Origin of the sequence: Pseudomonas sp. LB-090624, from assembly GCF_003205205.1 — a bacterium.
GTDB lineage: Bacteria > Pseudomonadota > Gammaproteobacteria > Pseudomonadales > Pseudomonadaceae > Aquipseudomonas.
The window spans coordinates 66,826-92,863 of sequence record NZ_QJRL01000010.1 but is presented as its reverse complement, the minus strand read 5'-3'; the positions used below and the strand labels follow the sequence as shown (position 1 = coordinate 92,863).

Sequence of the window (26,038 nt, the reverse complement as noted above, 5' to 3'; positions counted from 1 at the left end):
ACGCAATTATGCGCTAGTTACGGCAGCAGTTCCGCCTCCGCCAGTGGCAGGCCGACTTTGTCCTTGTCTGACAGCACCGGTGGCTGCTGCAGCCCCCAGTCGATGGCCAGCTGCGCATCGTCCCAGCGAATGCAGCGGTCGGCGCCAGGGTTGTAGTAATCGGTGGTCTTGTACAGGAACTCGGCCGATTCGCTCATGACGGCAAACCCGTGGGCGAAGCCGGGTGGTATCCATAGTTGCCGATGGTTGTCGGCCGACAGGTTCACTGCGACCCATTGGCCGAAGGTTGGCGAGCTTTTGCGCACATCCACGGCGACATCGCGGATTTCCCCCTGCACCACGCGCACCAGCTTGCCCTGGGTGTTTTCTACCTGGTAATGCAACCCACGCAGCACGCCTTGGATGGAGCGCGAGTGGTTGTCCTGGACGAACTCGAGATTCACCCCGGTCTGCCGGGCGAACTCGCGAGCGTTGAATGCCTCGAAGAAAAAACCACGGCTGTCACCGAAAACTTTTGGCTCGATGATCAGTACTTCCGGGATGGCGGTAGGGATGATGTTCATAGCGGCTTACTGGCCCGTTGCTCAAGTATTGACCCTAGCCGGCTTGCACGATTTTTGCGCAAGCCGCTGTAAAAGGATGCACGTGGTGTGGTTATGGTAGACGTGAGACGGGTCTGGGCGCCAGACGAAAGCAGTGAAGATCCGATTCATATCGGTTTTACAGGCGTTTTGATCCTGTAAAATCCCGATTATCGGGCTTTAAACATCGATATATATCGGTTATAAATGGGCAAACGCCCCAGCACACTTCGGCTCAGGGCCATCACAGAGGTCACCTATGAAAACCCTCAACTCCACGCCCCGTGCCGATGGTTTCCACATGCCCGCCGAGTGGGCCCCGCAAACCCAGGTGTGGATGGTCTGGCCGGAACGCCCCGACAACTGGCGTTTGGGCGGCAAGCCGGCGCAGGCAGCCCACGTAACCCTGGCCAAGGCGATCGCCCGCTTTGAACCGGTAACCGTTGCGGCGTCTGCTGGCCAGTACGAAAACGCCCGCCGCCAGCTCGACCAGCCGAACATCCGTGTGGTCGAAATCAGCAATGACGACGCCTGGGTGCGTGACACCGGCCCGACCTTCGTTATCAATGACCAGGGTGAAGTGCGCGGCGTGGACTGGGGCTTCAACGCGTGGGGCGGCTTCGACGGTGGCCTGTATGCTCCTTGGAATCGCGACGAGGAACTGGCCGCCAAGGTGCTGGAAATGGAGCGCTGCCAGCGCTACCACACCGAAGGTTTCGTGCTGGAGGGCGGCTCGATCCACGTGGACGGTGAAGGCACCGTGATCACTACCGAGGAATGCTTGCTCAACCGTAACCGCAACCCGCACCTGAATCGTGAGCAGATTGAAGCGGTGCTGCGTGAACAGTTGGCGGTAGACACCGTGGTGTGGCTGCCCGATGGCCTGTACAACGACGAAACCGATGGCCACGTCGACAACTTCTGCTGTTACGTGCGCCCGGGCGAAGTGTTACTGGCCTGGACCGATGATTCCAACGACCCCAACTATGCGCGCTGCCACGCGGCCATGGAGGTGTTGCAGAACACCCGTGATGCCAAGGGCCGTGAGTTCATCGTGCACAAGATGCCGATTCCGGGCCCGCTGTTCGCCACCGCTGAAGAGTGTGCCGGTGTCGATCAAGTGGCCGGTAGCCAGGAGCGTGACCCATCGGTGCGCCTGGCCGGGTCGTACGTGAACTTCCTGATCGTCAACGGCGGCATTATTGCGCCTAGCTTTGACGACCCAGCAGATGCCGAAGCCAGAGCGATTTTGACGAAGATTTTCCCTGACCACGAAGTAGTGATGATCCCTGGCCGCGAGTTGTTGCTCGGTGGTGGCAACATTCACTGCCTGACTCAGCAGCAGCCGGCGCCAGTGAAGCGTTGAGCGCTGCGTGAGTAACGAAGGGCCCGTCATCTGACGGGCCTTTTTTTTCGGGCGACACCCGGCCTCCAGGCTGGCATACGTTTTGTATTGTTTTTCAAGTAGATAGCCCGGCCGTGCTGGGCTCTCGGATCTGTAACATTACCTACGTAAATTAGCCGCTCACGGGCCAGGGAGTACGTGTAGACATGAACGCAGCAAGTGAGTCGGCTTTGCGCCCATTGGCAGTGGATCACCAGTCACTCAAGGTTGTGGCGAAGTGGTTGAAACACCATGGAAGCATCAGGGTCAGGACGACCGACCCACGACGTCTGCTTGCCGGACGGTATCCCCAAGGGCTGATCAGCGAAGCAGAAATGCAGGCGCTGATAGCGGTGTGGCACTGATCGAAGAACACCCGTGGTGGTGGGAGCGGGCTTGACCCGCGAAGGGCGCCGCGCGCTGCATGGCACCGGCTTTGCCGGTGTTCGCGGGGCAAGCCCTCTCCCACAGCGTCCCTGCCACATCACTGACCCCTATTTTGTTCTATGAGCGTGCGTGCCCGTGAAGTGGTGGTCAGGCGCTGCTTGAGCCAGTCAATCTCAATCCCCGACTGCCTTCTGCCCATCGGCGGGAAGGCATAAGCGTCTGCACAGGAAAATTGTCCGATCGATCAAAAGGTCATTTCCTACACAAGATAAATTGCCCGCTGATTGCGCACACCAGCATGGAAATGCACCAGGCACGCCGGTAATTTTGGTTATATCAACCTGCATTTCACGATTTTTTGACATTTGTAATCGCACACGGCTAGGATTCGGCCAACGCCTGCTGGCCATAACCTTGGCCATGCTGCTGCCAGAGGCTGCCGTGCACTTACCGGCAGGCCTTCAAGTGTGGATCCGCATAGCGTCGAACCTACGAAGGGGCGTTGGTTCCTGGCGTCGTATTGCAGCGCGTTCTTGATTAAGAAATAAGGAAAACAACATGTTCAAAACCAGGATCAGCCTGGTCGCCTTGGCGATGATCGCCGCGACCCAGGCACAGGCCAATGACCAGGCCGACAGCAAGGGCTTCATCGAGGACAGCCACGCCAACGTCCTTCTGCGCAACGCCTACATCAACCGCGACAAGAAGCACGGCACCGACGACCAGATCGAATGGGGCCAGGCGTTCATCGCCAACTTCTCCTCCGGCTTCACTCAGGGCACCGTAGGTGTGGGTGTCGACGCATTCGGCCTGTACGCCGTGCGTCTCGATGGTGGCAAAGGCCACAACGGCGGCGCGGGCGTCGACTTCTTCAAGCCGAGCGATACCGACCCGGCCAACTCCCCGCACAACTTGGCCCGTGGCGGTGCTGCGATCAAGTTCCGTATCTCCAACACCGTGCTCAAGTACGGTGACCAGATGCCGGCACTGCCAGTGCTGCAGTATGACGATGCGCGCCTGCTGCCAGAGAGCTTCACCGGTACCCTGATTACCTCCAAGGAAATCGAGGGCCTGGAACTGAACGCTGGTCGCTTCACGCAGGAAGCCCGCAAGAGCGCTGAAGGTCGTGACAGTGGCCACCTGAAGTCCATCAACGTGTTCGGCGGCAGCTACAAGTTCACCGACAACTTCACCGCTTCGCTGTACACGGCCGACAACGAAGATGTGATGAAGAAGCACTACTTGGGCTTGAACTACGTCTTCCCGATCGCCAGCGACCAGTCCCTGACCTTGGATTTCAACGGCTACAAGACTGATATCGACAAGAAATTCGTCGAGAAAGCCAGCCTGACCGGTGACGACAACACAATCTGGAGCCTGGCGGCCACCTACGCCTTTGGCCCGCACTCCATTACCTTGGCCCACCAGCGCAGCACCGGCAGCACCGGCTACAACTACGGTGGCTACCAGAGCCAACCCTGGGGAACCAGCGATGGTGGATCGACCATCTACCTGGCCAACTCCTACTGGTCTGACTTCAACGCCGAAGACGAGCGCTCCTGGCAGTTGGGTTATGGTCTGGACTTTGGTGCCTTCGGTCTGCCAGGCCTGACGTACAAGGTTGCGTACGTTGTGGGTGACAACATCAATACCCACGGCTTCGGCGAAGGTAAAGAGCGCGAGATCTTCAACCAGGTTCGTTACGTCGTTCAGGATGGCCCGGCCAAGGACCTGTCGATCAAACTGCGTAGCTCGTTCCTGCGTACCAACAATGCCGTGCAGCAGAACGGTTACAACGACGACGGCAACGAAGTCCGCGTATTCGTCGAGTACCCGATCAGCATCTTCTGATCCGCAGTCGTTTGCATGAAAGCTGGGGCTGTGCTGCAGCCCCAGTCTTGTTTTTCATGCAGGCTCAGTCTCTTCGTGGCGCAGTCTTGATGCCACACCTCGTGTTGCAGTCCCCCCAGTCTCCGGCGCAAAACTGTCGCTACGCGCCATCTGCCACATCCGCGCATAAAACTCGCTTTCTATCGAGCCACTAAGCAGTTCGCCTGGCTTGAGGAACGTGTGCAGGTCCGAAAACAACCCGATCTCGCTGGGGCTGATGCGCCGGGCCAGGTGCTTGGGCTTCAGCTCCGAAGGGTGCTCCAGGCCCGCAGCCGCCAGCATTTCAGCCAGTGCGTGCAGTGTGTTGCGATGGAAGCTGGCGACCCGCTCGGCCTTGTCTGGCACCACCAGGGCGCGCTGGCGCAGTGGGTCTTGGGTGGCCACGCCGGTCGGGCACTTGTTGGTGTGGCAGCTTTGCGACTGGATGCAGCCAATCGCGAACATGAAGCCGCGTGCCGAGTTGACCCAGTCAGCACCGATGGCCAACACACTGGCAATGTCGAAGGCACTGACGATCTTGCCCGCCGCGCCAATCCGAATGCTGGAGCGCAGGTTCAGGCCGACCAAGGTGTTGTGCACGAACATCAGGCCTTCGCGCATGGGCACGCCCATGTTGTCGCTGAATTCGCGTGGTGCCGCCCCGGTGCCGCCTTCCTTGCCATCGACAACGATGAAGTCCGGCGTAATGCCGGTGGCCAGCATGGCTTTGGCGATGCCCATGAACTCCCATGGGTGGCCCAGGCAGAACTTGAAGCCCACGGGTTTGCCCCCCGACAGCTCGCGCAGGCTCGCCACGAACTGTAGCAACTCGACCGGTGTGCGGAAGGCACTGTGTGCCGCCGGTGAGATACAGTCCTCACCCACGCGCACGCCACGCGTCTCGGCGATTTCAGGGCTGACCTTATGCCCCGGCAAGATGCCGCCGTGCCCAGGCTTGGCGCCTTGGCTAAGTTTGATCTCGATCATCTTCACCTGTGGCGAGCGGGCCTGTTCGGCGAAACGGTGCGGGTCGAAACGACCGTCCGCCGTACGGCAGCCGAAGTAGCCGCTGCCGATTTCCCAGATCAGGTCACCGCCGTGTTCACGGTGGTACGGGCTGATGCTGCCTTCGCCAGTGTCGTGGGCAAACCGGCCCATTCGCGCACCGCGGTTGAGGGCGGAGATAGCGTTGGCGCTGAGCGCACCAAAGCTCATGGCAGATATGTTGAAGATCGAGGCCGAGTAGGGCAGGCGGCATTGTGGCCCGCCAATGGCGATACGAAACGATGCCGGGTCTGGCGTGGCCACTGGCAGCATCGAATGGCTGATGAACTCGAACCCGGGCTTGTAGGCATCGTTGAGCGTGCCGAAAGCTTTCTCGGCGCTTTCGTTCTTGGCGCGGGCGTAGACCAGCGAGCGCTGCGAGCGGGAGAACGGCAGCTTGTCGTCGTCGCCTTCGATCAGGTACTGGCGGATTTCCGGGCGGATGGTTTCGATCAGGTAGCGGATGTTACCCAGGATCGGGTAGTTGCGGCGCACGGCGTGGTGGCTTTGGCGCAGGTCGTTGAGCCCGATCAGGCTGAGCAGGGCAGTGATCAGTGTTATTGGCCAGAGCCAGGCGTGTTGGGGTAGCAGCGGCAAGCTGGCAAACGTGAACAACAGGCAGATGGCGAGGCAGGCATAGCGGCTGGGCAGAGAGTGATTCATGGGTCCATCGCAGGCAGGATGACCGGGCATAGGATAGGCAAAGGCGGGGGAGGAAAAACCTGGGTAATCGGTAAAAGACTGTTACCTGATTGCGTAGCCTCAGCCCCTCGCGACACAGGGCCGCTCCCACACAAAATCGCGTTAGCCAGGCAGCAGTATGCTGACCCGCAACCCACCGCTCTCTCGGTTCGACAGCAGCAATTCACCCCCATGGCTGGCAGCGATCCGCTGGGCGATGCTCAACCCCAACCCATATCCGCCGTACGCCTGGTTACGCGACCCGTCACCGCGCACGAAGGGGTCGGTAATGGTCGCCAGCAGGTCCGGTGCAATCCCCGGCCCGCAGTCGTCGATATGGATCAACACCCCTTTTGTGGCCCGTTCCAGCGTGACCGAAATGTGCTTGGCATAGCGCAGCGCATTCACCAGCAAGTTTTGCAGGCAGCGCTGCAACAGCAAGGCATCTACCCGCAAGCTGCCCGCCTGGCCGTGCACCGGAAGTGGTTCTTCAGCAGTGGCCAGGTCCGCACACTGGCGGGCAACCAATCGGTCCAGGTCCACCTGCTGCAAATTCTGCTGCTCCCCCGCACGCAGGTAGTCCAGAACCTGGCCGATCATATCGTCCATCTGCGTAATGTTCTGCCGCAGGCGCTGGCGGTGTTCGTCATCTGGCAGGCGCTCCAGGCGCAGGCGCATACGGGTCAGCGGGGTGCGCAGGTCGTGAGACACGGCGGCCAGGAAGTAGGCCTTGTCGTTGACCATGGCAATCAGCCGCTGCTGCATGGCATTGAAGGCCTGGGCCGCCTGGCGCACCTCCTCCGGGCCATCCAGTGCCAGCGGTGGCTGTTCAAGGTTGCTGCCCAGGCCACGTGCGGCATCGGCCAGGCGCCGCAACGGGCGCAGGCACAGGCGCACGGCGAGCAGGCATACCAGCAGTACCGCGACGATGCGCAGCGCATACACCCGCAGCAGGTAATCGCTGATCAGCACCCAGGCTGACTCGCCGCTCCAGCCCTGCAGCTCCTGGCCATCGATGGTCAGCCAGTGGCCATCGGCCAACGGCACCGCGAACTGGATATGCGCTTGCGCCGTGCGCAGGCCGAACAGGCTGCGCCAGACAATCGGCTGGCCAAGTTCGTCGGTCAGTTGCACCTTCATCAGGCGCAGGTCCTGGGTATGCCCCAGCTCGTACTTGAGGGCCTGTTGCAGCAACAGCTCGATGCGCCTGCGCCCGCGACGCTCGTCATGCTCCGCCGTGGGCAGGTGCTCGGCGCAGCGCAGCTGGTAATGGGCTGGCGCCTGCAAGTTGCCACCGTGGCAGTCGGCCTGGGCAATCAGCGGTGCAGTGCGTGCAGCGATCAGCCGCACCGGGGCTTCGAGCACCTGGGCAAAGCGCACATCGAACCAGATGCTGCTCGACATCAACTGGATCAACAATGTGCCGCTGACCATGATCAGCAGCAACTGGCCAAACAAGGTGCGCGGCCACAGCCGGCGAAGCCAGCGCATGTCAGGCGTCGGCCGCGAGGTTGGCGATACTCAGCAGATAGCCTTCGTTGCGGATCGTGAGAATTTGCGCGGCCCCTGCCGGCGCGCGGCGCAGTTGCTGGCGCAGGCGGCTGACGCACATGTCCACCGAACGGTCGTCGGGCAGGTGGTCGCGGCCAAACGCGCTACGCGTCAGCTGGTCGCGGGAGACCACGCGGTTGTTGGCATCCAGCAATTCGCGCAGCACGCGGTAGTCGGAGCGGGGCAGGGTCAGCGTCTCGCCATCGGGGCGGGTGAGCAGACGCTTGACGTGTTCAAGGCGAAAGCCTGCGAACTGCTGGGCATCCACCACGGCGGGCTCTTCGGCGGGGGAATCCAGACGTTGCGGGCGACGCAGCACGGCCTTGATCCGGGCGATCAGCTCGCGTGGTTCGAAAGGCTTGGCCAGGTAGTCGTCGGCACCCACTTCCAGGCCGATGATGCGGTCCAGCGTGCTGCCCTTGGCCGACAGCATGATCACGGCCAGCCCCGGCGTCGCTTGCAACTGGCGGCACAGGCTAAGGCCATCTTCACCCGGCAGCATCAAGTCGAGCACCACCAGGTCCACCTTGTGCCGGGCCAGCTGTTCGCGCATCTGTTCACCCTCGGCTGCGGCTAGCACGTTGTAGCCGGCATCGGTCAGGTAGTCACAAAGAAGTTCGCGGATCTCGTCGTCATCGTCGACAACCAGCAAGGTCGTGCTCATGCGGTAAAACACCTGTTCGGTGAGGGCCGGTGGCGCTCGTTACGTTCAATTACATCCCCGTACATGTCGGGTCTGGAGCCTGGAGGGCTGATCCCTAGAATCCTAACAAAAAATCATCTGCAAATACGAAGCCTTCCCAAATGAATCCCGACAGCATCCCAAACGTGTCCACCCCCATCAGCCAAGGCGGCCCTCGCCTCAACCCGCTGGCCTTGTTCGTGGCCATCGCCATCAGTGGCGGGGCCGTTGCTGCCGACGGCAAACCTCTGGAGCTGGACGCCACGCAGATCGAAGACAGCGCATTGCTGCCCGCCGATGATGCCGGCCAGTTGGGTTACACGGTCGAGAGCACCCGCAGCTCTACCGGGCTGGCGCTGACGCCACGGCAAACGCCGCAATCGGTCACCACCATCACCCGTCAGCAGATGGATGACCGTGACATCCACACCATTGAGCAGGCGCTGGAAACCACGCCGGGCGTCACGGCCAACAAGTCCGAGGTGGGCGGGCGTACCGACTACCGGGCCCGTGGCTACTCGATCAGCAACTGGAAGGTCGATGGCCTGCAGACCCAGGGTGGCTCCGATTTCAGTGGCAGCGGCAATGCGTTGAACATGGACCTGTACGAACGCATCGACATCGTGCGCGGCGCCAATGGCCTGCTCGGTGGCACCGGCGACCCTTCGGCCACCGTCAACCTGATCCGCAAGGCACCGACCAAAACCTTCGGCGGCAGCGCCTACGCCACATATGGCAGCTGGGACAAACGTCGCCTGGGTGCTGACCTGAATCTGCCGCTGTCCGAAGATGGCCGCCTGCGTTCGCGCTTCGTGATGACCCAGCAGGACGCCAACTCGTTCCGCGACAACCAGTCCGAACGCTCCCGCGCCGCGCTGGCCAATTTCGAGTTCGACCTGGACGACGCCACCACCCTGGGCGCCGGTTACCAGTATGAGTACAACAAAGTCGTGGGTGGCGGCTGGGGCGCGAACATCCCCATCTGGTACCGCGACGGCAGCAAGACCGACTTGCCGCGCAGCACCAACCTGGTGCCCAGCTGGAGCTTTGGCGAGTACACCACCCGCACTGCGTTCGGTTCGCTCGAGCACCGTTTCGACAACGACTGGACCCTGGACCTGAAAGCCGCCCAAGCCACCACCGAAGCCCTGAACCATCGCGGCCTTGCCAAGGTGAACTCGGCTGGGCGCGGCAGCTACGGAGGCTATTGGGACCAGGACGGCAGCGGCGCCGTGCTGAACGGGTTGCACAGCTCCAGCGACACCACCCAGCAGTCGGCGCAGATCGACCTGTCCGGCCCGTTCCAGCTGTTTGGCCGCACCCACCAGGCCATGGTCGGCTACAACGACAGCCGCACCGTCGGCTGGTCGCCTCAGTACACCTGCACCATGGTCGGCGACGGCATGGCTAGCGCGCCTGCACTGGGTTGCCAGTTCCGCGCCAACAACGGCTTCCCGGTGACCGACTGGCACAATGGCGTGGATGACGATTACGACCTCATCGCCTCGCGCACCGGCCTTCACAGCAAGACCACTACTCGCCTGCAGGGCATGTACGCCGCCACCCGCCTGAGCATCACCGACCCGCTGTCGGTAATCGTTGGCGTGCGCACCAGCAACTATTCCTCGGTCACCCGTAGCGTGGCCGGCGAGCGCAGCAGCCAGGAAGAAAACGGCATCGTCACCCCCTACCTGGGCGCGGTGTATGACCTCAATGACAACTACTCGTTGTATGCCAGCTACACCGATATCTTCACCCCGCAAACCTCTGAAACCAGCAGCGGCAGCAAGGTCGAGCCGATTCGTGGGCAAAGCTACGAGACCGGTATCAAGGGTGAGTGGTTCGATGGCCGCCTGAACGCCTCGGCGGCGTACTTCCGCACCAAGCAGGAAAACAAAGCCGTGCTGGACGGCGACCTGACCACCCCGACTGGCGGCAACGCGTACAAGGCCGGTTCCGGCCAGGAAACCGACGGTATCGACCTGGAAGTTGCGGGCGCCCTGACCCCCAACTGGAACGTTTACGCCGGCTACACCTACCTGCACTTCCGCCGCGTCGACAGCGACGGCCGCAGCGACCCATCGCACCTGTTCAAGGCCTCCACCACCTACCGCCTGAGCGGCCCGCTCGACCGCCTGACCCTGGGCGCCGGCGTGACCGCACAAACCAACATCCGCGCCATTTCCAGCCCGGCTGGCCAGCCCACGAACGGTGTGAGCAATGGTGCCACTGACGTGAACTGGTCCGGTTATGCCATCTGGAATGCCATGGCCAAGTACCAGCTGACCGATGAAACCAGCGTCAGCCTCAACGCCAACAACCTGTTCGACAAGCACTACTACACCCAGTACGGGTTCTATGCCGGGGCCATCTACGGCGACCCGCGCAACCTGTCGTTAACGGTAAGTACCGCGTTCTGATCAAGCCCTCCCACAGGGCCTGGCGTTGTACCTGTGGGAGCGGGTTCACCCGCGAACACCGGCGCAGCCGTTGCCTGCAACCGCAGCGCCAGCTTGTATGGTTAGACTCGAAGGGGTGGTGGGACTAAATGCCCGATGTAAGCGCGTGACATCAGAAGTCCTCCGCGTTGCTGCGCGGCAGCTTTACGCGCTTGGTCGTGTTGGTTTCTAAAGAGTTGAGATCAAGCGCAGGGTCATCGATCAACGCCTGGAAAACCCGGTCAGAGATTCCAACAGTGAACAGCGCGAGCATGAAATCTCGCAACGAAACACCGTCCGCCTTACCCCTCTCGAGGTGACGAACAGTGCGGAGAGAAATTCCAGCCAGGTCCGCAAGGTCTGCCTGACGCATTCTCATGCGCAGACGCGCCTCCTTCATCAGAAGGCCTATTCGGTGCAGCACTGAGGTACTCTGAACAGGGAAAAAGTCTTTCATAAAGTGGCACCAAGCGACATTTTATAGAGGATAAGGTACTACTATATGCACTCTAAAGAACCGTAGCAGAAAATTAAGGTTGCGTTTTATGGCACCTTATATTCGATAAGATATCATCAAAAGATATTTTATAAAGGGGATGAGCTGGCAGGGCCTAGAGTGGAGTGGGGGCTGTGGGGGTTAAAACAAAAAAGGCCAACTTTCGGTGAGCCTTTTACTCCGTCCCCCCGCTGCTTGCACTGCTTAATTGCGAGTGATTATCATATTCCGCTCACAAGAACGCAGACAGGCCACTCGCCTATGGGACCCCCAAGCTCCTTCGACCTGGATGTCGAGCGCCTCTACACGCAGCATCACAGCTGGTTGAAGCGCTGGCTGATGAAGCGTCTGGGGGAGGCTGCGGATGCTGATGATCTGGCCCAGGACACCTTCGTGCGTATCATGCGCGCGCGCCGCCCGCTCGACGATGTGCAGCGCCCCTTGGCGTACCTGGCCACCATCGCCAACAGCCTGTTGATCAACCGTTGGCGGCGCCTGGCGGTGGAGCGCGCCTATACCGACGCATTGGCGGCGCAACCGGAGCAATACGAGATCTCCGCCGAAGAGCGCCACTTGCTGATCGAAACCCTCACACAGCTCGATGAGCTGCTGCACGGGCTGTCGCCGCGAGTGCGGGAGATTTTTCTGCTGTCGCAGCTCGATGGGCTGACCTACAAGCAGATCGCCGCGCAGCTGGCGCTGAGTGTCGACCAGGTTCAGAGGGCTATGCTCAAGGCCTTCGATCGCTGTTATGCCAGTCAGTTCGAGTGACCGCCATGTCCCAGGCCCAGCCGATTTCCGCCAGCGTGCGCCAGCAGGCCATCGCCTGGTATTCGTTGACCCAGTCCGGCGATATCACCGCCGAGCAAATCCGGGAGCTAGAACGCTGGCGTCAGGCCGACAGCGAGCACGAACTTGCGTGGCAGCGCATGGTGGGTTTGCCGGCGCTGCTGCGCAACAACGCTGGTGTGCTACGCGACCCGGTCGCCCGGTCTGCGCTACAACAGGCCCGCTATGTCAACGGTGACCGTCGCCAGGTATTGAAAATGTTGATGGGTGCCAGCTTGCTGGGGGCCATCGCCTGGCAGAACAGAGAAAGCCAATGGCTGCAGGGCGGTTTGGCAGACCTCAGCACCGAGACCGGAGAGCGCCGCCGTCAGGTGTTGGACGACGGCACCGAACTGTGGCTGAACACCGCCACGGCGGTGGATATCGATTTCAATGCCAACGAGCGGCGCATTTTGTTGCGATATGGCGAAATCAACGTGCTCACCGGGCACGACCCGCTCGGCCGACCGCTGCAGGTGCAAACCGACGATGCGCTGATGCGGCCACTCGGCACCCGCTTCACAGTACGTTGCGGGGATGGTTGTCCGGGTACGCTGCTGTCGGTCAGCAGCGGGCGCGTGGCTGCCACGCTGCGACATGGTCGGGGTCACCGCGTCATCGACAGCGGCCAGCGCGCAAGGCTCGATAGCGAGGGGATCGTCGTCAGTCAACCGGCGGTGCAGGACGATGCCTGGATCGACGGCTTCGTGATTGCCCAGGCCACACGCCTGGACGAACTGATCGACCAGCTCGGCCGCTACCGTCCGGGCATCTTGCGTTGCGACCCGCGTGTGGCCGGCTTGCGGGTGACGGGGTCCTATCCGCTGGATGACAACGAGCGCATCCTCGCACTGCTGGAAAGCAGCCTGCCAGTGAGCATTCAACGGCGAACCCGCTACTGGGTGACGGTGGTACCCAGAGCTGGCGCCTGAAAAATATTTTCACCCTCTGCGCAGTTTTTTCGTTCTCGATTGGCTTCAGGGCATACCCCGCCAATACCGCGGTCCCTCTGACCCTTTCGGACGTTCCACATGACGCATCGAATCACCCCGCTGGCCCGCGCCATCCACCTGGCCTTCGCCACTGGCCTGACCCTGTGCGGCCTGTCTGGTAGCAATGCCGCACTGGCCCAGCCGGCGCCCAGTAGCATCATTCGTTTCGACATTGATGCGGCCCCGCTCGACCTGGCACTCAGCCAGTTTGGTCGCCAGGCTGGTATCCCTTTATCGATCGATGCCAGCCTAACGGCCGGCAAGACCAGTCCTGGGGTCAAGGGCAGTTTCAACGTGGAGCAGGGCTTTGCCAGGTTGCTGGCTGGCACCGGTCTGAGCGTATTCAGGACCGACAGCGGCAACTACCTGCTGATGCAGGCCGCTGAGCCGAGCGGGGCGTTGGAGCTGGGGGTGACGTCGATCAATTCGCGGTCATTAGGTGCAACCACAGAAGGCACAGGCTCTTACACCACTGGGGTAAGCAGCACCGCTACCAAGATGAACCTGTCGATACGTGAAACGCCGCAGTCGGTGAGCGTGATCACTCGCCAGCGCATGGATGACCAGGGGCTCAATGACATTACCGAAGTGTTGCAGCAGACGCCTGGGCTGTCGGTGCAGAGCCTGGGGAGCGAACGCTTCAACATCTATTCACGTGGGTACTCGGTAGATAATTACCAATTCGATGGCATTCCGACGACGCTGGATATCGCAACGCAAATGTCGGCGCAAAGCCTTGCGGACATGGCCATCTACGACCGTGTCGAAGTGCTGCGCGGTGCGACTGGCCTGATGACCGGCGCGGGAGACCCTTCGGCCACCATCAATCTGGTGCGCAAACGCCCTACTGAACAATTCAAAGGCCACATCACCGCTGGCGTGGGCTCTTGGGACAAGTATCGCACCGAAGTCGACCTGTCCGGCCCGCTGACCCCAGCCGGTAACGTGCGTGGCCGCATGGTCGCGGCGTACCAGCAGAACAACAGTTTCGTTGACCACTATTCACAGGAAAAGCAGATTTTCTATGGTGTCCTCGAAGCCGACCTGACCGATACCACCCTGCTTACCGTCGGCGCCGACTACCAGAAGAATAACCCGCAAGGCTCGTCCTCCGTGGCCTTCCCACTGTTCTACAGCAATGGCAAACAGACCGATTTCTCTCGCTCGACCAACAGTGCCGCACGCTGGAGCCACAACCCGCAAGATGCCCTCAATACCTTCGCGAGTATCGAGCAGAAGCTGGCTCATGACTGGAGCTTGAAGGCTTCCGTGAACCGCATGTACATCAAGCGTGACGACTACAAGCTGGCCACCGCCAGCTGGGGTTTCCCTGACGAGAACACGGGCGCTGGCGTGCGTCTGTACGGTGGCGCGGGCAGCACCTGGCAGAAACAGACCGGCGTAGACCTGCAGGCACAAGGCCCCTTCCAGCTCTTCGGCCGCCAGCACGAGCTGATCGTTGGCTACAACTATTCGCGTTACGAGAATCGCCATACGCCCACCCGTGGTACCGGGATCGAAGGGACCTTCGTCAATTTCTACGACTGGGACAACTACACCAACCAACCTGTCATGGGCGGCGGCAAGCTCTACGATGGCGACACCGTCATTCACCAGAGTGGCACTTACATTGCCACTCGGCTGCGCCCGACCGACAACTTGTCGGTGATCCTCGGTGCGCGCGTCAACAAGTACAACTACGACTACGACCTGACCTATCCGGCGACGCCACGCAGCAATCGCACGACGGATTACAAGGAAAACGGCGTGGTTACACCCTATGCAGGCGTAGTTTACGACCTCAACGACGTGCACTCGGTTTATGCCAGTTGGACCAGCATTTTCAAACCACAGAGCGTGCGTGACGCCGATGGCTCGACCCTTGAACCGCGTGAAGGTGACAACTACGAGATAGGTTTGAAGAGCGAATTCTTTGGTGGCCTGTTGAACACCAGTATCGCGGCGTACGAGATCAAGCAAGACAACCTTGCTGTACTCGACGAAGGCAAGACCGTCAACAACGATGGCTCTACCGCCGCCTACAAGGCAGTAAGCGGGGCGACTACCCGTGGCTTTGAAGTCGAAGCCAATGGCGAGCTGATGCCTGGCTGGAATGTTTCCGCCAGCTACAACCATGGCATCACCAAGGATCGCGACGGCGAGCGCTTGAACACCGAAGCCCCTGCCAACATGGTGAAGCTGTGGAGCACCTACCGGCTGCCGGGCGATTTCGATCGGCTGACCGTTGGCGGTGGCGCGAACTGGCAAAGCGGCACCCACATAACCGTTACGCCGAGCACGGCGATGGGCACGGTCAAGGCCAAGCAATCGCAGTTTACCGTGGTCAACCTCATGGCCCGCTATCAGCTCACCGACCAGCTTTCCACCACCCTCAACGTGAACAACCTGTTTGACAAGAAGTACATCAGTGCGTTGGACACCACGTTCTACAGCGGGTACTACGGTGAACCGCGCAATGTGATGTTGAACACGCGATACGACTTCTGAAATTAGCCACCGGGCATTGGCTTTGGGTCGAGAGCGCTCACTGGCGAATGGCGGGTATCGACCGAGGCTGTGTGAAAACCCTCCGAGCAATCGAGCTGTTCAAAACATCCTAAAAATCGCGCGTCTACGCGAAAGCTGGGTTAGTTGAGCAGCCAAGCTCTTCGGCATCACATAGGTAGTGAACGTACGAACTGTCGGATGCGGATCCTACTCGGCCTGAACCACTCCGGTTGCGGTGTGGCGTTCCCGGCTCCAGGCCAAATTTTGCTGCCCCGGCAGCATTAGAAATAGCAGTCAACGCTTGTGGGCAATGGTCGTCAAGAAATGCATTTTCAGGTGATTAGCGCCTGTGGATAAAACGTATTCCTACGTGGAGTCATCGGGTTTCCACAGACCCCGTTGTCCCAGCTGATCGTGGCCCAGAAGTTGTTCATCTAGTTTGGGCCCTTAGCCGCGTGGCTGCGCGAAAGAGCTTCATGCTGTTCTGTGGATAACTCCAACCGGACGCTCGACCAGGCTGCCGAAGCGCTGGGAGTCAGCCCCCGTAGCATCAGCCGCTACAGCAGTGGTCGTGAAGCGGTACCACGCACATTGGCGCTGGCTTGCCTAGGTTGGAGAGTTTGGAGCAGAAAGCCGCCTGACAGGGCTTTTTGAGCCATCTCGGAGGGCTTGAGCTTTCGCTATTCTGGCCTGAGATTGCCGGGGGCGCTTTGCGGCCCTCCGCGACATAAGGCCGCTCCTACAGACGACGCGGCGTGCTTTTGAATCTTTTACTCTGCGCGACGGTGCAGCCTGGAAGAGCGCTATGGGATTGTTGAGGCAGCTCTACGGCCGAGTCGCCGCGGCGGTTGCCCCGTAGCGTGAGCAAGCTGAATGCACAGCGTCTTGCGCAAGGCTGGGGGAGTCCGCCATTTGAGTAACCTCCTAGCCGAAAACAAAAAAGGCCCACCTTTCGGTGAGCCTTTTTTGATACTGTGTATGGTGCGGCACCAGGAGTCGAATTTTATCCTAACTCACTATTTCATAGAGGATATTTATTTTTATTGGGGTGAAATATCTCAATAAATATCCTTATGTGTATCCTAGCTTGTGTAAGAAAGAATTTTAACAAGTTTGATAGTTATCATGCCTGATGATTCTATACGGCCTTAAAGCAATCGTTATTTACTTCTTGACGCCCTATTCTAATCGCAAAGTGAGTGCAAAGCGAAGGTTCGCCTCCGACTTCCAGATGATGGTGGAGTTTCTTAACCGACCCGAAAGACGTAGGCTGATCAACAATTTTCGTAACTGAATTATAATCGGAATGTACGAAGGTGGACATGTCAATCGCAGAGATATGTTTTTTGTATCTATCCCACCACGTCGAAAAATTTGCGCCACTATAATAGGTAATTAAAAAGCTTCGTTTTACTTCTAAAGGATTATAGTTGTTTAGCAATTTTAAGTAATGTTTGTCTATGTAATCGGAGTCGACGCTTGTTAGTCTCATCGCTTCTATGAGAGTAAATAGATATGATCGATCCTCAATTACAAGGTCGAGTTCTCCAGCACCAATTCCTGACATAGAGGCGCCTTCTCGCGTTTGATCCTTTATTTCATATCCTTTGGAAGACAACATGTCTCTCAAGTAATCGTTATTATAATCCTCGGAGTCATCCTTCTCCGCGCGGCGGCCTAGGCGATGTAAAACCCACTCTAAATCATTTTCGAGTTCGCTAAAATCTATGTTCTTTTTGGTAAGTGTATCATTAGATGTTGTCAGGTTTTGAAGGTTAAATAAATGTATTCGTTGGCGATTTATTTCGTTAATGAAGGTTGAGTAATTGTTATTATTGTCTGTGACTATAACTTTCCCAAAGCTTGTTACGGCGCTTGTAATTGTACTGTACACAGTTTCGTCAAGGGATGAAGAGCTTCCAGATGATGCTAGTAGTGTTTTTCCTGCGTCGCGTCTATCTAGCATTTCACGCCATCTGAAATAATTTTCAAGTGCGGTTCGGTTTTCCTGTAGTGAGTCCACATAAGATTTAGCGAGGCGCTCCTCGCGATCTAAGACAATTTGGTCATCAGACATTAAGAATCGTTCAAGAAAAACTTTGAAGAAAACTGAGTCATCGCCAATGTTTTTGGACAAAAATGAAGGGCAAATACAGTGCGACATTTTCATTGGAGTCTTACCTCTATGTCGGCACTTTGTGCATTTTGCTCCTTGTTGTCTTTGTGTACTTTTGCGTACTTTAATTGCTGTATTTCAATGGAGTCTTTAATCTCTACGTCCATGAAATCTTTAGGCCACTTAACATCGCCATTTTCGTTAATTTCTATATCATCTAAAATTGTGCATTTTTTTATTGTGTCTTTGTGAAGGTAGTAAATTTTTACTTGTTCTTCAGTTAACTTTGAGCTCTCGTCTACTATGCGAAGTCGGATTCTTCTAATAAGAGCATCGCTATGTGTTTCTACAAGAAATCTCTTATCGCTTTTGAGAGCAATAGAAATTAAAGCATCAGCCAACCAAGCCTGCATGCTAGGATGTAGATGGATCTCCGGTTGCTCGATTATCGTCAAAGAGTTCCTGGGCGAAAGATATGCTTGAACCAAAATCGGCAAAACTTGAGAGATGCCAAAGCCTACATCTGTCAACTCTAGATTAACGTTGTTTTGGTTGACAACGATTTTATAGATAATGTCGTTGACTTTTTCGACATCAATCCCAATATTGAACCTGGAGAATAGTATGTTTATCTCGTCTTTGATAGTGGGATTGTTTTTTAAGATTTCAGCCAGCTCTGTTCCGTCAAGTGCGTTTAATTTTCTGTGATGGATAGATTTGTCTAGTACATAGTAGCGCTGTGGGAATGCTCGTAAAGGGCTGACATGGTTAACCTGTAAACCGGCAAGATTCTGTAGCAGGTGTCGCGAGGTAGAATTTAGAAACAATCCCAATGCACTTGCAACAGGGCTGGAGCTACTTTGGAAGCACGCAAGCCCACCATAACTATTTCCTGCGATATTAACCCCGCTGGCGACTTGTAAAGAGTCAAGCGTCAGCACCTTAAGGATTTCGGATCTAGACCTTCCAAGAATAGAGGAGCTTATCACGTCAGACGTGATGCTAATATTGTTGCCTTCTTTTTTGTAGCTGAAGATCACGTTTCCGAATTTGTTGTGCTGAGTATACTCGCTAACAACAAGTACTTCTTTTCGTTTGTTATAAGTGAAGGTGTATGTTACCTGAGCGGGAATTAGTCTGCTTAAATGCACTCCCAGAAATGCATCCATGCAATCTTCAATTTTTTGGATTGAAGCTTCTTCACTAATGTTGATGAAACCATCCGGATAGGCTCGGAGCTTCCTTTCGGTTGGCATGATCGCTCGATAAGTTTTAACAACCTTTGTGTAATGTTTTTTGAACTCTGAGACCTTTGATGGATCGCTCAAGGTCTCAGTCAGCTCTTCTATTTTTGATACCTGTCGTGAAAAGGTTGATGATTTCACATTGTTGATTGTTGCAGAGTGAGCCATCCATCTAGGGATAGTTTCATAACTCTGGACTATATTTGACTTGGCCTGTGCAAGATTTTTTCGCAGGGAGTCTTTAGAGTCGAATTCAAAAGTAAAGCTTAATTTGTTTAAGGGGTTCTTGTCTTTGATTATGTTGAGAGTTTCCCCCATTCCAGTTTTATTTCCGTTAAGACGTAGCGGAGATTCTGAAATGGCAGATGAGTCGGCAGATTGGGAAAGCATCAGTAAAGAGTTTATTAAGGCACTTTTACCACTGCTGTTTGCGCCTAATAAAATTGTGAGCGGCTTTAGATCGAGATCAAAGCTATCAAAAGCTTTATAGTTTTTGCCTGAAAATCTAGAAATCACACCAAGCTCCCTCTGTAGTGGCTCTTTGCTATATACCATTTTTGACGCTTTGGTTCAATAGTGTTTCGAGATTTTATTTATTGGCTTGACAGCAAGGATGAGTAGCAATTGAGTGGCCAAAGAAAATTTAAATATATTGGAAAGCCTTCATTAATGCGAGGCAGTACTCTACCCGGCTTTTGCTAACTTTCCTGATAGCACTCGAGAATCGAGTTAAGGTGGTTCTGTTTTTTGTTGGCCAATGGTTCGTGTGCCTAATTTAAGAAGCCGCTCTTTACCCTCACTTCATCCCGCCAAGACTGTTGAGTGTTATCAGGTATCAAGGCTCCTGCGACCTGTGAGGGTGTCCACTGACGCTGGACTGGCGGCTCCTTACGTCCGGGAGCAAGGGCATCTCATGATCTGGCCTCCTGAGCACCGTCACCGGTGGGCGGGTGGAGGCTGCGTTGGCTGACGAGACCACTGCCGCGAGATCCTGAGACATGCGCAAGCAGCAATGCGATGACCGGGGCATGCCTGACTGTCAGTCAGGTGCAGTCCATTCCTTGGTCTGCGGCACCATCATCTGCATGGCTGTTGCTGGTGACATCGGCGTTTGTCACGCCAATTGTCACGAGGGGAATTGTCGCTGAGCCATGTGCGATCAGGGCTGCAGCAGTGTCAGGAGCGCCCGTCTCTTTCCGGTGAAAGAGACGGGCGCAGATTGGCGCACGTGAAATGGCCAAGCGGATAGGTTGCTGCTGAGCAGATGGGTAGGGTGGTTGCCGCAGGGGCAACGATATTGAGTTGGCATCCATCACATGGGTAGTGACCGTACGAGCTGCCGGACGCGAATCGTACTTGCGGGTGAACCACCGCGGGAGCGGCGTGACCTTGTTCTCGCCCGTCTGCTTGGCAAACTCATGCGGCGTCACATGGTCCTCGCGGTTTGCATCCAGAAACCGGCTCCACCAGGTCATGATCATTCGCCGCTCTTCGAGGAACTCGGCCTTGTGGGTATAGGCGGCGCGCACGTTGTTCGTTTCTTGTGGCTCATCTGTCGCTCGATAGCCGTCTCCGACCACAGCCCGGACTCGACCAGCGCGCTGCACGCCATGGCTCGGAACCCGTGGCCGCAAATATCCACCTTGGTGTCGTAGCCCATCGTCCTGAGCGCCGCGTTCACCGTGTTCTGGGACATCGGTTTCCACTGTTTGGCATCATCCGCGAAGCCAGGTCGAATTTGTCGGTGATCGTGTGGAGCTGCTGGAGCAAGGTCACTGCCTGTGGCGACAAGGGCACTAGATGAATGACACCGACCTCGAATGAGGGCGAACTCATTTCAGCGGGTGGGAGAAACACGATATTTCAGGGTTATACCGCGAAACAGTTCTATTTCCGCCAACTGCAAGCCACTGCGCTAAATTTCCCCCTCCTGGCATCCATGCCGTCCACCAATCCAGCATCTCGCCGTGGGTAGACCGTTGAAAAAGTTTGCGTTTGTGAGTGCAGCTGCTGAGCGTGAATACAAAGACCTTCCCAAGGACGTTCAAGACGATTTTGGTAAAGACCTGCGACGCATCCAGTATGGCCAGGACCCAGAGCGGCCGATCAAGTCGTTGACCGAGTCGGTAGGGGCGGGTGCGATTGAGCTCATCATCAACGGCAGCCCTGCATTCCGATGCGTGTATGTGGCCAAATTTGCAGACATGGTCGTCGTGTTGCATTCGTTCGTAAAAACGACCAACAGGCCCGACCGGCACGCGATGCAGGTCGCCGAACAGCGGATGAGGGAGTTGAAGCAAGAACTGAGAAAAATGGGATACAGGGTTTAGCTGCCAGGCGTTTGGGTGATCACGATCTGGGGCGGTGAACCGGCATCGTTCGAGGGCAGGGTCAGGGTTGTGCGAAAGCCGAGCTTGTCCAGCATGTCCATCATGGCGTCCAAGGTGAATTTCTCGATCTTGCCGTTTGCAAGCTCGGATATGCGGGATTGGGTTACGTTCAGCTTGGCTGCGGCATCATGCTGTTTGAGGCCCATTTTTTTGATGCAGTCAGTGATGAAAATGGACAAGTCCATTTTCAAGGCCATTTTGCTGGCGGTATCTGCGTCGTGGGTGGCGTGGAAAGGGCTTTCGTGGAATTGAAGCGCCATTGGCTTGCCTCGGCAGAAATATCTAAAATTTACGATAAATCGTAGTGGGGATTGGTTGCCGAGTCAAAGCGTTTCTGTTGAAGGGTGTGTCTGCTTTGGAACTGTGCTGATGATCAGAGAATTGCATCAGCCTGGGGTGGGTGGGTCTGCTGCGCAGCCCATCGTAGGCAAGCCAGCTCCCACACTGATCGTGGTGGCTTCAGTGGATTTGTAAGAACGAGACGCTGGCAGGGGCAAGAGTGGAGGGCGGGACTGCGGGGGTTGAAAACAAAAAAAGCCCACCTTTCGGTGAGCCTTTTTTGATACTGCGTATGGTGCCGGCACCAGGAATCGAACCCGGGACCTACTGATTACAAGTCAGTTGCTCTACCATCTGAGCTATACCGGCAATGGGGCGTCATTATAACGATCGTTTGGCGCCTGTAAACCACTTCCTTGCGAATGTTCGCAAAAGACCTAAGTCACCGGCCCAAAAGGAGAATTTTCCTACCAGCCGCGGTGGATGGTATTGACGTTTGGCTCGCTTTTGCCCGGGTTGAAGAACAGCTTGTCGTTGTCGCAGCCGCGCTTGCGGCAGGGGCTTTCGGTGCGCAGGGGCAGGCCGTTGTCGCCGCCTAGTTGCATACCGGGGTGGTTCCAGCCCAGGTTGCTGTTGGGGTGGGGCGAGGTGCCGCCGGCGCAGCCGGTAAGGGCCAGGGCGAGGGTCAACAGGGCGAGGGGGTTGGCTCGGGTCACGATGGTCAGGTCCGTTGGTCCATTGTCGGTTCTGGCGCAACGCCAGAAGGCCGCGGGGCTGGCGGGCAGCGCGCGACGTCACTTTTTAATGATTTGGGGGGCAGATGATACACCGTTACGGTGGGTGAGCATTAACCTTGTGTTGCCTGGTGTGGCCTCTTCGCGGGTGAACCCGCTCCCACAGGGGGCCGCGTAAGCGCGGCTATCTGTGTAAGGTAATTCTGAACCATGGGGCAAAAAGCTTCAGAAGTGGGATGCTTCGGAAGTATCCTACGCGCGCTGCCGAAGTATCGCTGTTGTCGGGGAAATGGCTCACAGATACCGTTTGCGGGTCGCTTTGACGACCGGGTGTGAGAACCCGACCTGAACGTATCGGCTGCGTAATGGCGACCGTGCGCGAGCAGACCTTGGTCTGGCCGGGCTTCCTATGTTCACTCGGTTTCTCACCTCGTGCACGGTTGCCGCCTTTGTTCCGTGAGAAAGAATGAACACGGCAACTCCTTTTGAACTAGGAGTTTGAAAAGTGAAAACGATCATTTCTGATCCCAACAGCCCCCAACCAGTCACCACCGCAGGCGTGGAAACCTTCCTCGCAGCCGGTAACCCATCCCTAAATCTGCTTCGCGTTCAACCCGGCGTCCCGGTGGACGCTGCCTACGAGCATGTCTCGATCCTGATGGGCTACATCAAGCATCTGGTGCGCGAGGGCGATATGGAGGACGACCATAAATTCCTGGGGGCTGCCGATTACCTGTGCGACATGGCCAAGGCGCTGATGAACGATATCGAGATTGCCAAGGGCAAGGCGCATTAGGCATTGACGCGGTCATTTGTGGGAGCGGCCTTGCGTCGCGAAAGGGCCGCAAAGCGGCCCCCGTTTTCGGCACAATCTCTGAAATCGCCGGGGCTGCTTTGCAGCCCATTCGCGACGCAAGGCCACTCCCACAAAAGCCGCTTGCGCTAACCACAAGAAATGTTTATGCACAAGTGGCATCGGCGACTTGCGCGAAAGGCATGCCGCATCGCTACGCCGCTGGTCTTTGCGCAAATGCCTGTTTTTACTGGCCTGTAGCAGCAAGCGGGAATAAGCCAAGCGTTTGAAATAGCCCTTGGATCCAACAGGTAATCACAAGCTTGTTCACAGACTTATCCACAGGTTGTGCTGCGGCTAACGGTCACGTTCCGCGAGTATCAACAGGTTGCGGGGGGTCAGTGGATAATCGCAAAAAAGGCCTAGGCGTACGTCATAGCCTTGTTCTTCGAGGAACAGGGCGCGATCCAGCACCAGCCACAACTCCAGCGGCCGGCGGAACAGGTTGCGCACCCGCTCCAGGTTGCGAACCTCGGCCAGGCGCTGCCAGCCGGCGGCTTCCAGGGCGGTCCAGTCCGGGTTGCCGGTCAAGGGTATTTGTTTGAGATCGACCAGGTCGCGACAGTACTGCTCGAAGGGCTTTTCCAGCCAGGCTACCGGCAGCGATGGCGTTGGCAGGTATTCGTTGGTTTGGCGCTGCTGGCGTTGCAGCAGGTCGAAGCCCAGGCGGCGGGCCATCGAGGTGTCGCGCTGGCGCCGCACGCGGGCGCCGGCAGTGACGGTTTCGCTCAGGGGCAGGCCCAGGTCGTCCAGCGACAGCTGCAGGCTGGACGCCTGCGCGGCTGTGGATAACGCCTGGTATTGCTGCGCGGCGATGCGGTTGTAGCAGCAGGGCGCTACGGCCAATTGTCTGCAACCTTGCTGGCTGGCCAGCTGCATCAGGCGGACATGCAGGTCGCCACAGGCATGCAGGGCAACCACGCTTGTGTCGCCAGCGAGGTGGCGGGCGCTGTCGCTGGCCATCACATCCTGATGTACGTGCTGTGCGGGCAAGTGGTGGTGTGCGCTCAGGGCCTGACCGGCACCGACCAGTTCGGCGTCGTACTCCAGGCAGGTCAGTTGCTGCCCGGGTTGCAGCAGGCGACGGCCAAGGTGGCCCTTGCCAGAGCACCAGTCCAGCCAGTGCCGGGGCTGCTCGCGGAAGGCCAGGTGGCTGGCGAAGGCTTCGATCTGCTGCCATTTGCGGCCGGGCACAGCGACGTCCAGGCGGTGGGCGGCAGGTGGCAGGTCGGTTTGCGGAAGGCTGCCGAGCGTGGCGAGCTGTCGGGCTTGCTCGGCCAATTGCGGGAATGGGGCTGGCAAGCGGTCAGTGGCGCTGTCGGCTTCGGCGTCTGCCAGTGAACATTGGCGCAGGTGGGCGGCCAGCTCTGGGTGGGTGGCCTCCCAGGCCAGTGGCAGGGTGGTGAAGGGGCGGGGTTTCCACAGCGGTTGGTGCTCGATCAGGAACTGGTCGAGGGCCTTGAAGCGGGTGCTTAGGTGGTGGCTGTGGAGGTGGTTGGGCATGGGTAGAGGTGTGTTGGTTTTTAGGGCCTCTTCGCGGGCACGCCCGCGAAGAAGGCCAGGAGATGTCAGCGCCCCTGGCAGGCATCCACGCGCAGCCAGCGCTCCAGCAGCTTGAAGCCCTGCACCAGCAAGAAGGAGATCACCAGGTAGAACACGCCTGCGGCAAAGAAGATTTCCACCGGCAGGTAGGTCCGGGCAATGATGGTACGGGCCATGCCGGTCAGTTCCAGCAGGGTCACGGTACTGGCCAGTGCACTGGCCTTGAGCATCAGGATCACTTCGTTGCTGTAGGCTGGCAGGCCGATGCGCGCAGCACGGGGCAGCATGATGTAGAACAGCGCCTTGCCCCGCGACATGCCCAGCGCCCGCGCCGCTTCGATCTCACCTTTGGGGATCGACTGCAGTGCGCCGCGCAGGATCTCGGCAATGTATGCGGCCGTGTGCAGGGTCATGGTCAGCACCGTGCACCAGAACGGGTCGCGCAGGTACGGCCACAGCGAGCTGGAGCGCACCGCATCGAACTGCGCCAGGCCGTAATAGACCAGGAACAACTGCACCAGCAGCGGCGTACCACGGAAGAAGAAGATGTAGCTGAACGGCACGGCGCGCACGTACCAGTGGCGCGAGGAGCGGGCGATGCCCAGCGGGATGGCCAGGATCAACCCGGCCACCACGGCAATGGCTACCAGCTCCAGGGTCAGCACCGCACCCTCGGCCAGGCGTGGCAGCCATTTGAAGATGACTTCCCAATTCATTGTTCAGCCCTCGCAAAGCCGCGAGCGGCGCGTTTTTCCATGAAGTACATGCCGGTCATGGCGATGACGGTCAGGCCCAGGTAGATGCAGGCCGCAACCATGTAGAAGGTGAACGGTTCTTTGGTCACGGTCACGCCGATTTGCGCGTGTCGCATGATTTCTTCCAGGCCGATCACCGACACCAGGGCGGTGTCCTTCATCAGGATCATGAACAGGTTGCCAAGGCCAGGCAGGGCGATGCGCCACATCTGCGGCAGGATGATCCGCGAGAGGATGCGGCCCTTGGACAGGCCCAGCGCCAGGCCAGCTTCGCGGTGGCCCTTGGGGATCGCCAGGATGGCGCCACGGAACACTTCGGTGGCGTAGGCGCCAAAGCACAGGCCCAGGGCGATGACGCCCGCAGCGAAGGCGCTGAGTTCCAGGCCGGGCATGTTCAGGGCTTCGCCGAGGCTGTTCATCAGCCCGACGGTGCCGAAATAAATAAGCAGTACCCACAGCAGTTCGGGCACGCCGCGAACCAGGGTCGAGTAGAAGCCGCCAAGCCATTGCAGGGGCTTGAGCGGTGAGGTTTTGGCCAGGGCGCCGAGCAGGCCCAGCACCAGCCCCAGCAGCAAGGCGCAAAGCGCCAGTTTTACGGTCATCAGGGTGCCGGCCATCATGGCCGGACCGAATCCGTGCAGGTCGATATTCATGGGCAGGTCATTTTAGGGACTGGCGCGCCAC

At 58.0% G+C, this 26,038-nt stretch carries 22 protein-coding genes, 1 tRNA gene and 1 pseudogene; 10 read left to right on the top strand and 14 right to left on the bottom strand.

What is annotated here, in order from left to right; all coding sequences use genetic code 11:
• Positions 1-17: 17 nt before the first annotated feature.
• Entirely contained in the window at positions 18-563 is a 546-nt protein-coding gene (rfbC, locus tag DMX11_RS12470; RefSeq protein ID WP_110744797.1) for a dTDP-4-dehydrorhamnose 3,5-epimerase, read from the bottom strand.
• Between the two features lie 277 nt (positions 564-840).
• On the opposite strand from rfbC, the gene aguA reads away from it, so the two are divergent.
• The 3 genes from aguA (at position 841) to DMX11_RS12455 (ending at position 4,203) form a co-directional block, all read left to right on the top strand.
• Positions 841-1,947, top strand: a complete 1,107-nt coding sequence (gene aguA, locus DMX11_RS12465) for an agmatine deiminase (protein ID WP_110744796.1) — start codon at positions 841-843, stop codon at positions 1,945-1,947.
• A 185-nt stretch (positions 1,948-2,132) separates the two neighbouring features.
• On the top strand, positions 2,133-2,330 hold the full coding sequence (locus DMX11_RS26225) for a hypothetical protein (RefSeq protein WP_110744795.1): 198 nt from the start codon (positions 2,133-2,135) through the stop codon (positions 2,328-2,330).
• Between the two features lie 580 nt (positions 2,331-2,910).
• Positions 2,911-4,203 carry an OprD family porin gene (locus DMX11_RS12455; RefSeq protein ID WP_110744794.1) on the top strand — a complete coding sequence of 431 codons (1,293 nt, stop codon included), beginning with the start codon at positions 2,911-2,913 and terminating at the stop codon, positions 4,201-4,203.
• A 54-nt stretch (positions 4,204-4,257) separates the two neighbouring features.
• Here the strand turns inward: DMX11_RS12455 and DMX11_RS12450 are convergent, their stop codons facing one another.
• The 3 genes from DMX11_RS12450 to DMX11_RS12440 all read right to left on the bottom strand — a co-directional run bounded on the left by DMX11_RS12450 (position 4,258) and on the right by DMX11_RS12440 (position 8,161).
• Entirely contained in the window at positions 4,258-5,928 is a 1,671-nt protein-coding gene (locus DMX11_RS12450) for an FMN-binding glutamate synthase family protein (RefSeq protein WP_110744793.1), read from the bottom strand.
• A gap of 141 nt (positions 5,929-6,069) precedes the next feature.
• On the bottom strand, positions 6,070-7,437 hold the full coding sequence (locus tag DMX11_RS12445) for an ATP-binding protein (RefSeq protein WP_110744792.1): 1,368 nt from the start codon (positions 7,435-7,437) through the stop codon (positions 6,070-6,072).
• A 1-nt stretch (position 7,438) separates the two neighbouring features.
• On the bottom strand, positions 7,439-8,161 hold the full coding sequence (locus tag DMX11_RS12440; protein ID WP_110744791.1) for a response regulator: 723 nt from the start codon (positions 8,159-8,161) through the stop codon (positions 7,439-7,441).
• A gap of 140 nt (positions 8,162-8,301) precedes the next feature.
• Between DMX11_RS12440 and DMX11_RS12435 the strand changes: the two genes are divergently transcribed.
• A complete protein-coding gene (locus DMX11_RS12435) occupies positions 8,302-10,599 on the top strand; it encodes a TonB-dependent siderophore receptor (RefSeq protein ID WP_110744790.1) in 2,298 nt (765 codons plus the stop codon).
• Positions 10,600-10,750: 151 nt separating this feature from the next.
• Here the strand turns inward: DMX11_RS12435 and DMX11_RS12430 are convergent, their stop codons facing one another.
• Positions 10,751-11,074 carry a helix-turn-helix domain-containing protein gene (locus DMX11_RS12430; RefSeq protein WP_019750201.1) on the bottom strand — a complete coding sequence of 108 codons (324 nt, stop codon included), beginning with the start codon at positions 11,072-11,074 and terminating at the stop codon, positions 10,751-10,753.
• Between the two features lie 300 nt (positions 11,075-11,374).
• Between DMX11_RS12430 and DMX11_RS12425 the strand changes: the two genes are divergently transcribed.
• The 4 genes from DMX11_RS12425 to DMX11_RS12410 all read left to right on the top strand — a co-directional run bounded on the left by DMX11_RS12425 (position 11,375) and on the right by DMX11_RS12410 (position 16,095).
• Positions 11,375-11,884: a sigma-70 family RNA polymerase sigma factor gene (locus DMX11_RS12425; RefSeq protein ID WP_110744789.1), complete on the top strand. Its 510-nt coding sequence runs from the start codon at positions 11,375-11,377 to the stop codon at positions 11,882-11,884.
• A 5-nt stretch (positions 11,885-11,889) separates the two neighbouring features.
• Complete coding sequence (locus tag DMX11_RS12420; protein WP_256590612.1) at positions 11,890-12,873, top strand: FecR domain-containing protein; 984 nt, start codon at positions 11,890-11,892, stop codon at positions 12,871-12,873.
• A 99-nt stretch (positions 12,874-12,972) separates the two neighbouring features.
• Entirely contained in the window at positions 12,973-15,441 is a 2,469-nt protein-coding gene (locus DMX11_RS12415) for a TonB-dependent receptor (protein ID WP_110744787.1), read from the top strand.
• Positions 15,442-15,900: 459 nt separating this feature from the next.
• The gene (locus DMX11_RS12410; protein ID WP_146230360.1) at positions 15,901-16,095 is read left to right on the top strand and encodes a helix-turn-helix transcriptional regulator; all 195 of its coding nucleotides are present in this window, start codon (positions 15,901-15,903) and stop codon (positions 16,093-16,095) included.
• Between the two features lie 484 nt (positions 16,096-16,579).
• Here the strand turns inward: DMX11_RS12410 and DMX11_RS25865 are convergent, their stop codons facing one another.
• The 3 genes and pseudogenes from DMX11_RS25865 to DMX11_RS12395 all read right to left on the bottom strand — a co-directional run.
• Positions 16,580-17,611, bottom strand: a complete 1,032-nt coding sequence (locus DMX11_RS25865; RefSeq protein WP_146230359.1) for a hypothetical protein — start codon at positions 17,609-17,611, stop codon at positions 16,580-16,582.
• Positions 17,608-19,317: an AAA family ATPase gene (locus tag DMX11_RS12405; RefSeq protein WP_218278960.1), complete on the bottom strand. Its 1,710-nt coding sequence runs from the start codon at positions 19,315-19,317 to the stop codon at positions 17,608-17,610. Before DMX11_RS12405 ends, DMX11_RS25865 begins: the two co-directional genes overlap by 4 nt.
• Before the next feature lie 875 nt (positions 19,318-20,192).
• Positions 20,193-20,613, bottom strand: a pseudogene (locus tag DMX11_RS12395) (tyrosine-type recombinase/integrase); the annotation flags it as partial.
• Positions 20,614-20,780: 167 nt separating this feature from the next.
• On the opposite strand from DMX11_RS12395, the gene DMX11_RS12390 reads away from it, so the two are divergent.
• Positions 20,781-21,131 carry a type II toxin-antitoxin system RelE/ParE family toxin gene (locus DMX11_RS12390; RefSeq protein ID WP_110744853.1) on the top strand — a complete coding sequence of 117 codons (351 nt, stop codon included), beginning with the start codon at positions 20,781-20,783 and terminating at the stop codon, positions 21,129-21,131.
• On the opposite strand, the gene DMX11_RS12385 is transcribed toward DMX11_RS12390, so the two are convergent.
• The 3 genes from DMX11_RS12385 to DMX11_RS12375 form a co-directional block, all read right to left on the bottom strand.
• A complete protein-coding gene (locus DMX11_RS12385) occupies positions 21,128-21,451 on the bottom strand; it encodes a helix-turn-helix domain-containing protein (RefSeq protein ID WP_011953230.1) in 324 nt (107 codons plus the stop codon). The two genes, DMX11_RS12390 and DMX11_RS12385, sit on opposite strands and share 4 nt — an antisense overlap.
• Before the next feature lie 312 nt (positions 21,452-21,763).
• Positions 21,764-21,839: transfer RNA gene (locus DMX11_RS12380), tRNA-Thr, on the bottom strand.
• A gap of 98 nt (positions 21,840-21,937) precedes the next feature.
• Positions 21,938-22,186 carry a hypothetical protein gene (locus tag DMX11_RS12375; protein WP_110744785.1) on the bottom strand — a complete coding sequence of 83 codons (249 nt, stop codon included), beginning with the start codon at positions 22,184-22,186 and terminating at the stop codon, positions 21,938-21,940.
• A 523-nt stretch (positions 22,187-22,709) separates the two neighbouring features.
• Between DMX11_RS12375 and DMX11_RS12370 the strand changes: the two genes are divergently transcribed.
• Positions 22,710-23,000, top strand: a complete 291-nt coding sequence (locus tag DMX11_RS12370; RefSeq protein ID WP_110744784.1) for a DUF3077 domain-containing protein — start codon at positions 22,710-22,712, stop codon at positions 22,998-23,000.
• A gap of 354 nt (positions 23,001-23,354) precedes the next feature.
• On the opposite strand, the gene DMX11_RS12360 is transcribed toward DMX11_RS12370, so the two are convergent.
• From DMX11_RS12360 to DMX11_RS12350, 3 genes are all read right to left on the bottom strand, one after another.
• Positions 23,355-24,560 carry a methyltransferase gene (locus tag DMX11_RS12360; RefSeq protein ID WP_110744782.1) on the bottom strand — a complete coding sequence of 402 codons (1,206 nt, stop codon included), beginning with the start codon at positions 24,558-24,560 and terminating at the stop codon, positions 23,355-23,357.
• A 65-nt stretch (positions 24,561-24,625) separates the two neighbouring features.
• The gene (locus DMX11_RS12355) at positions 24,626-25,315 is read right to left on the bottom strand and encodes an ABC transporter permease (RefSeq protein ID WP_016497592.1); all 690 of its coding nucleotides are present in this window, start codon (positions 25,313-25,315) and stop codon (positions 24,626-24,628) included.
• Positions 25,312-26,007, bottom strand: a complete 696-nt coding sequence (locus DMX11_RS12350; RefSeq protein WP_110744781.1) for an ABC transporter permease — start codon at positions 26,005-26,007, stop codon at positions 25,312-25,314. The genes DMX11_RS12355 and DMX11_RS12350 overlap by 4 nt, the downstream gene beginning before the upstream one ends.
• Positions 26,008-26,038: the final 31 nt, after the last annotated feature.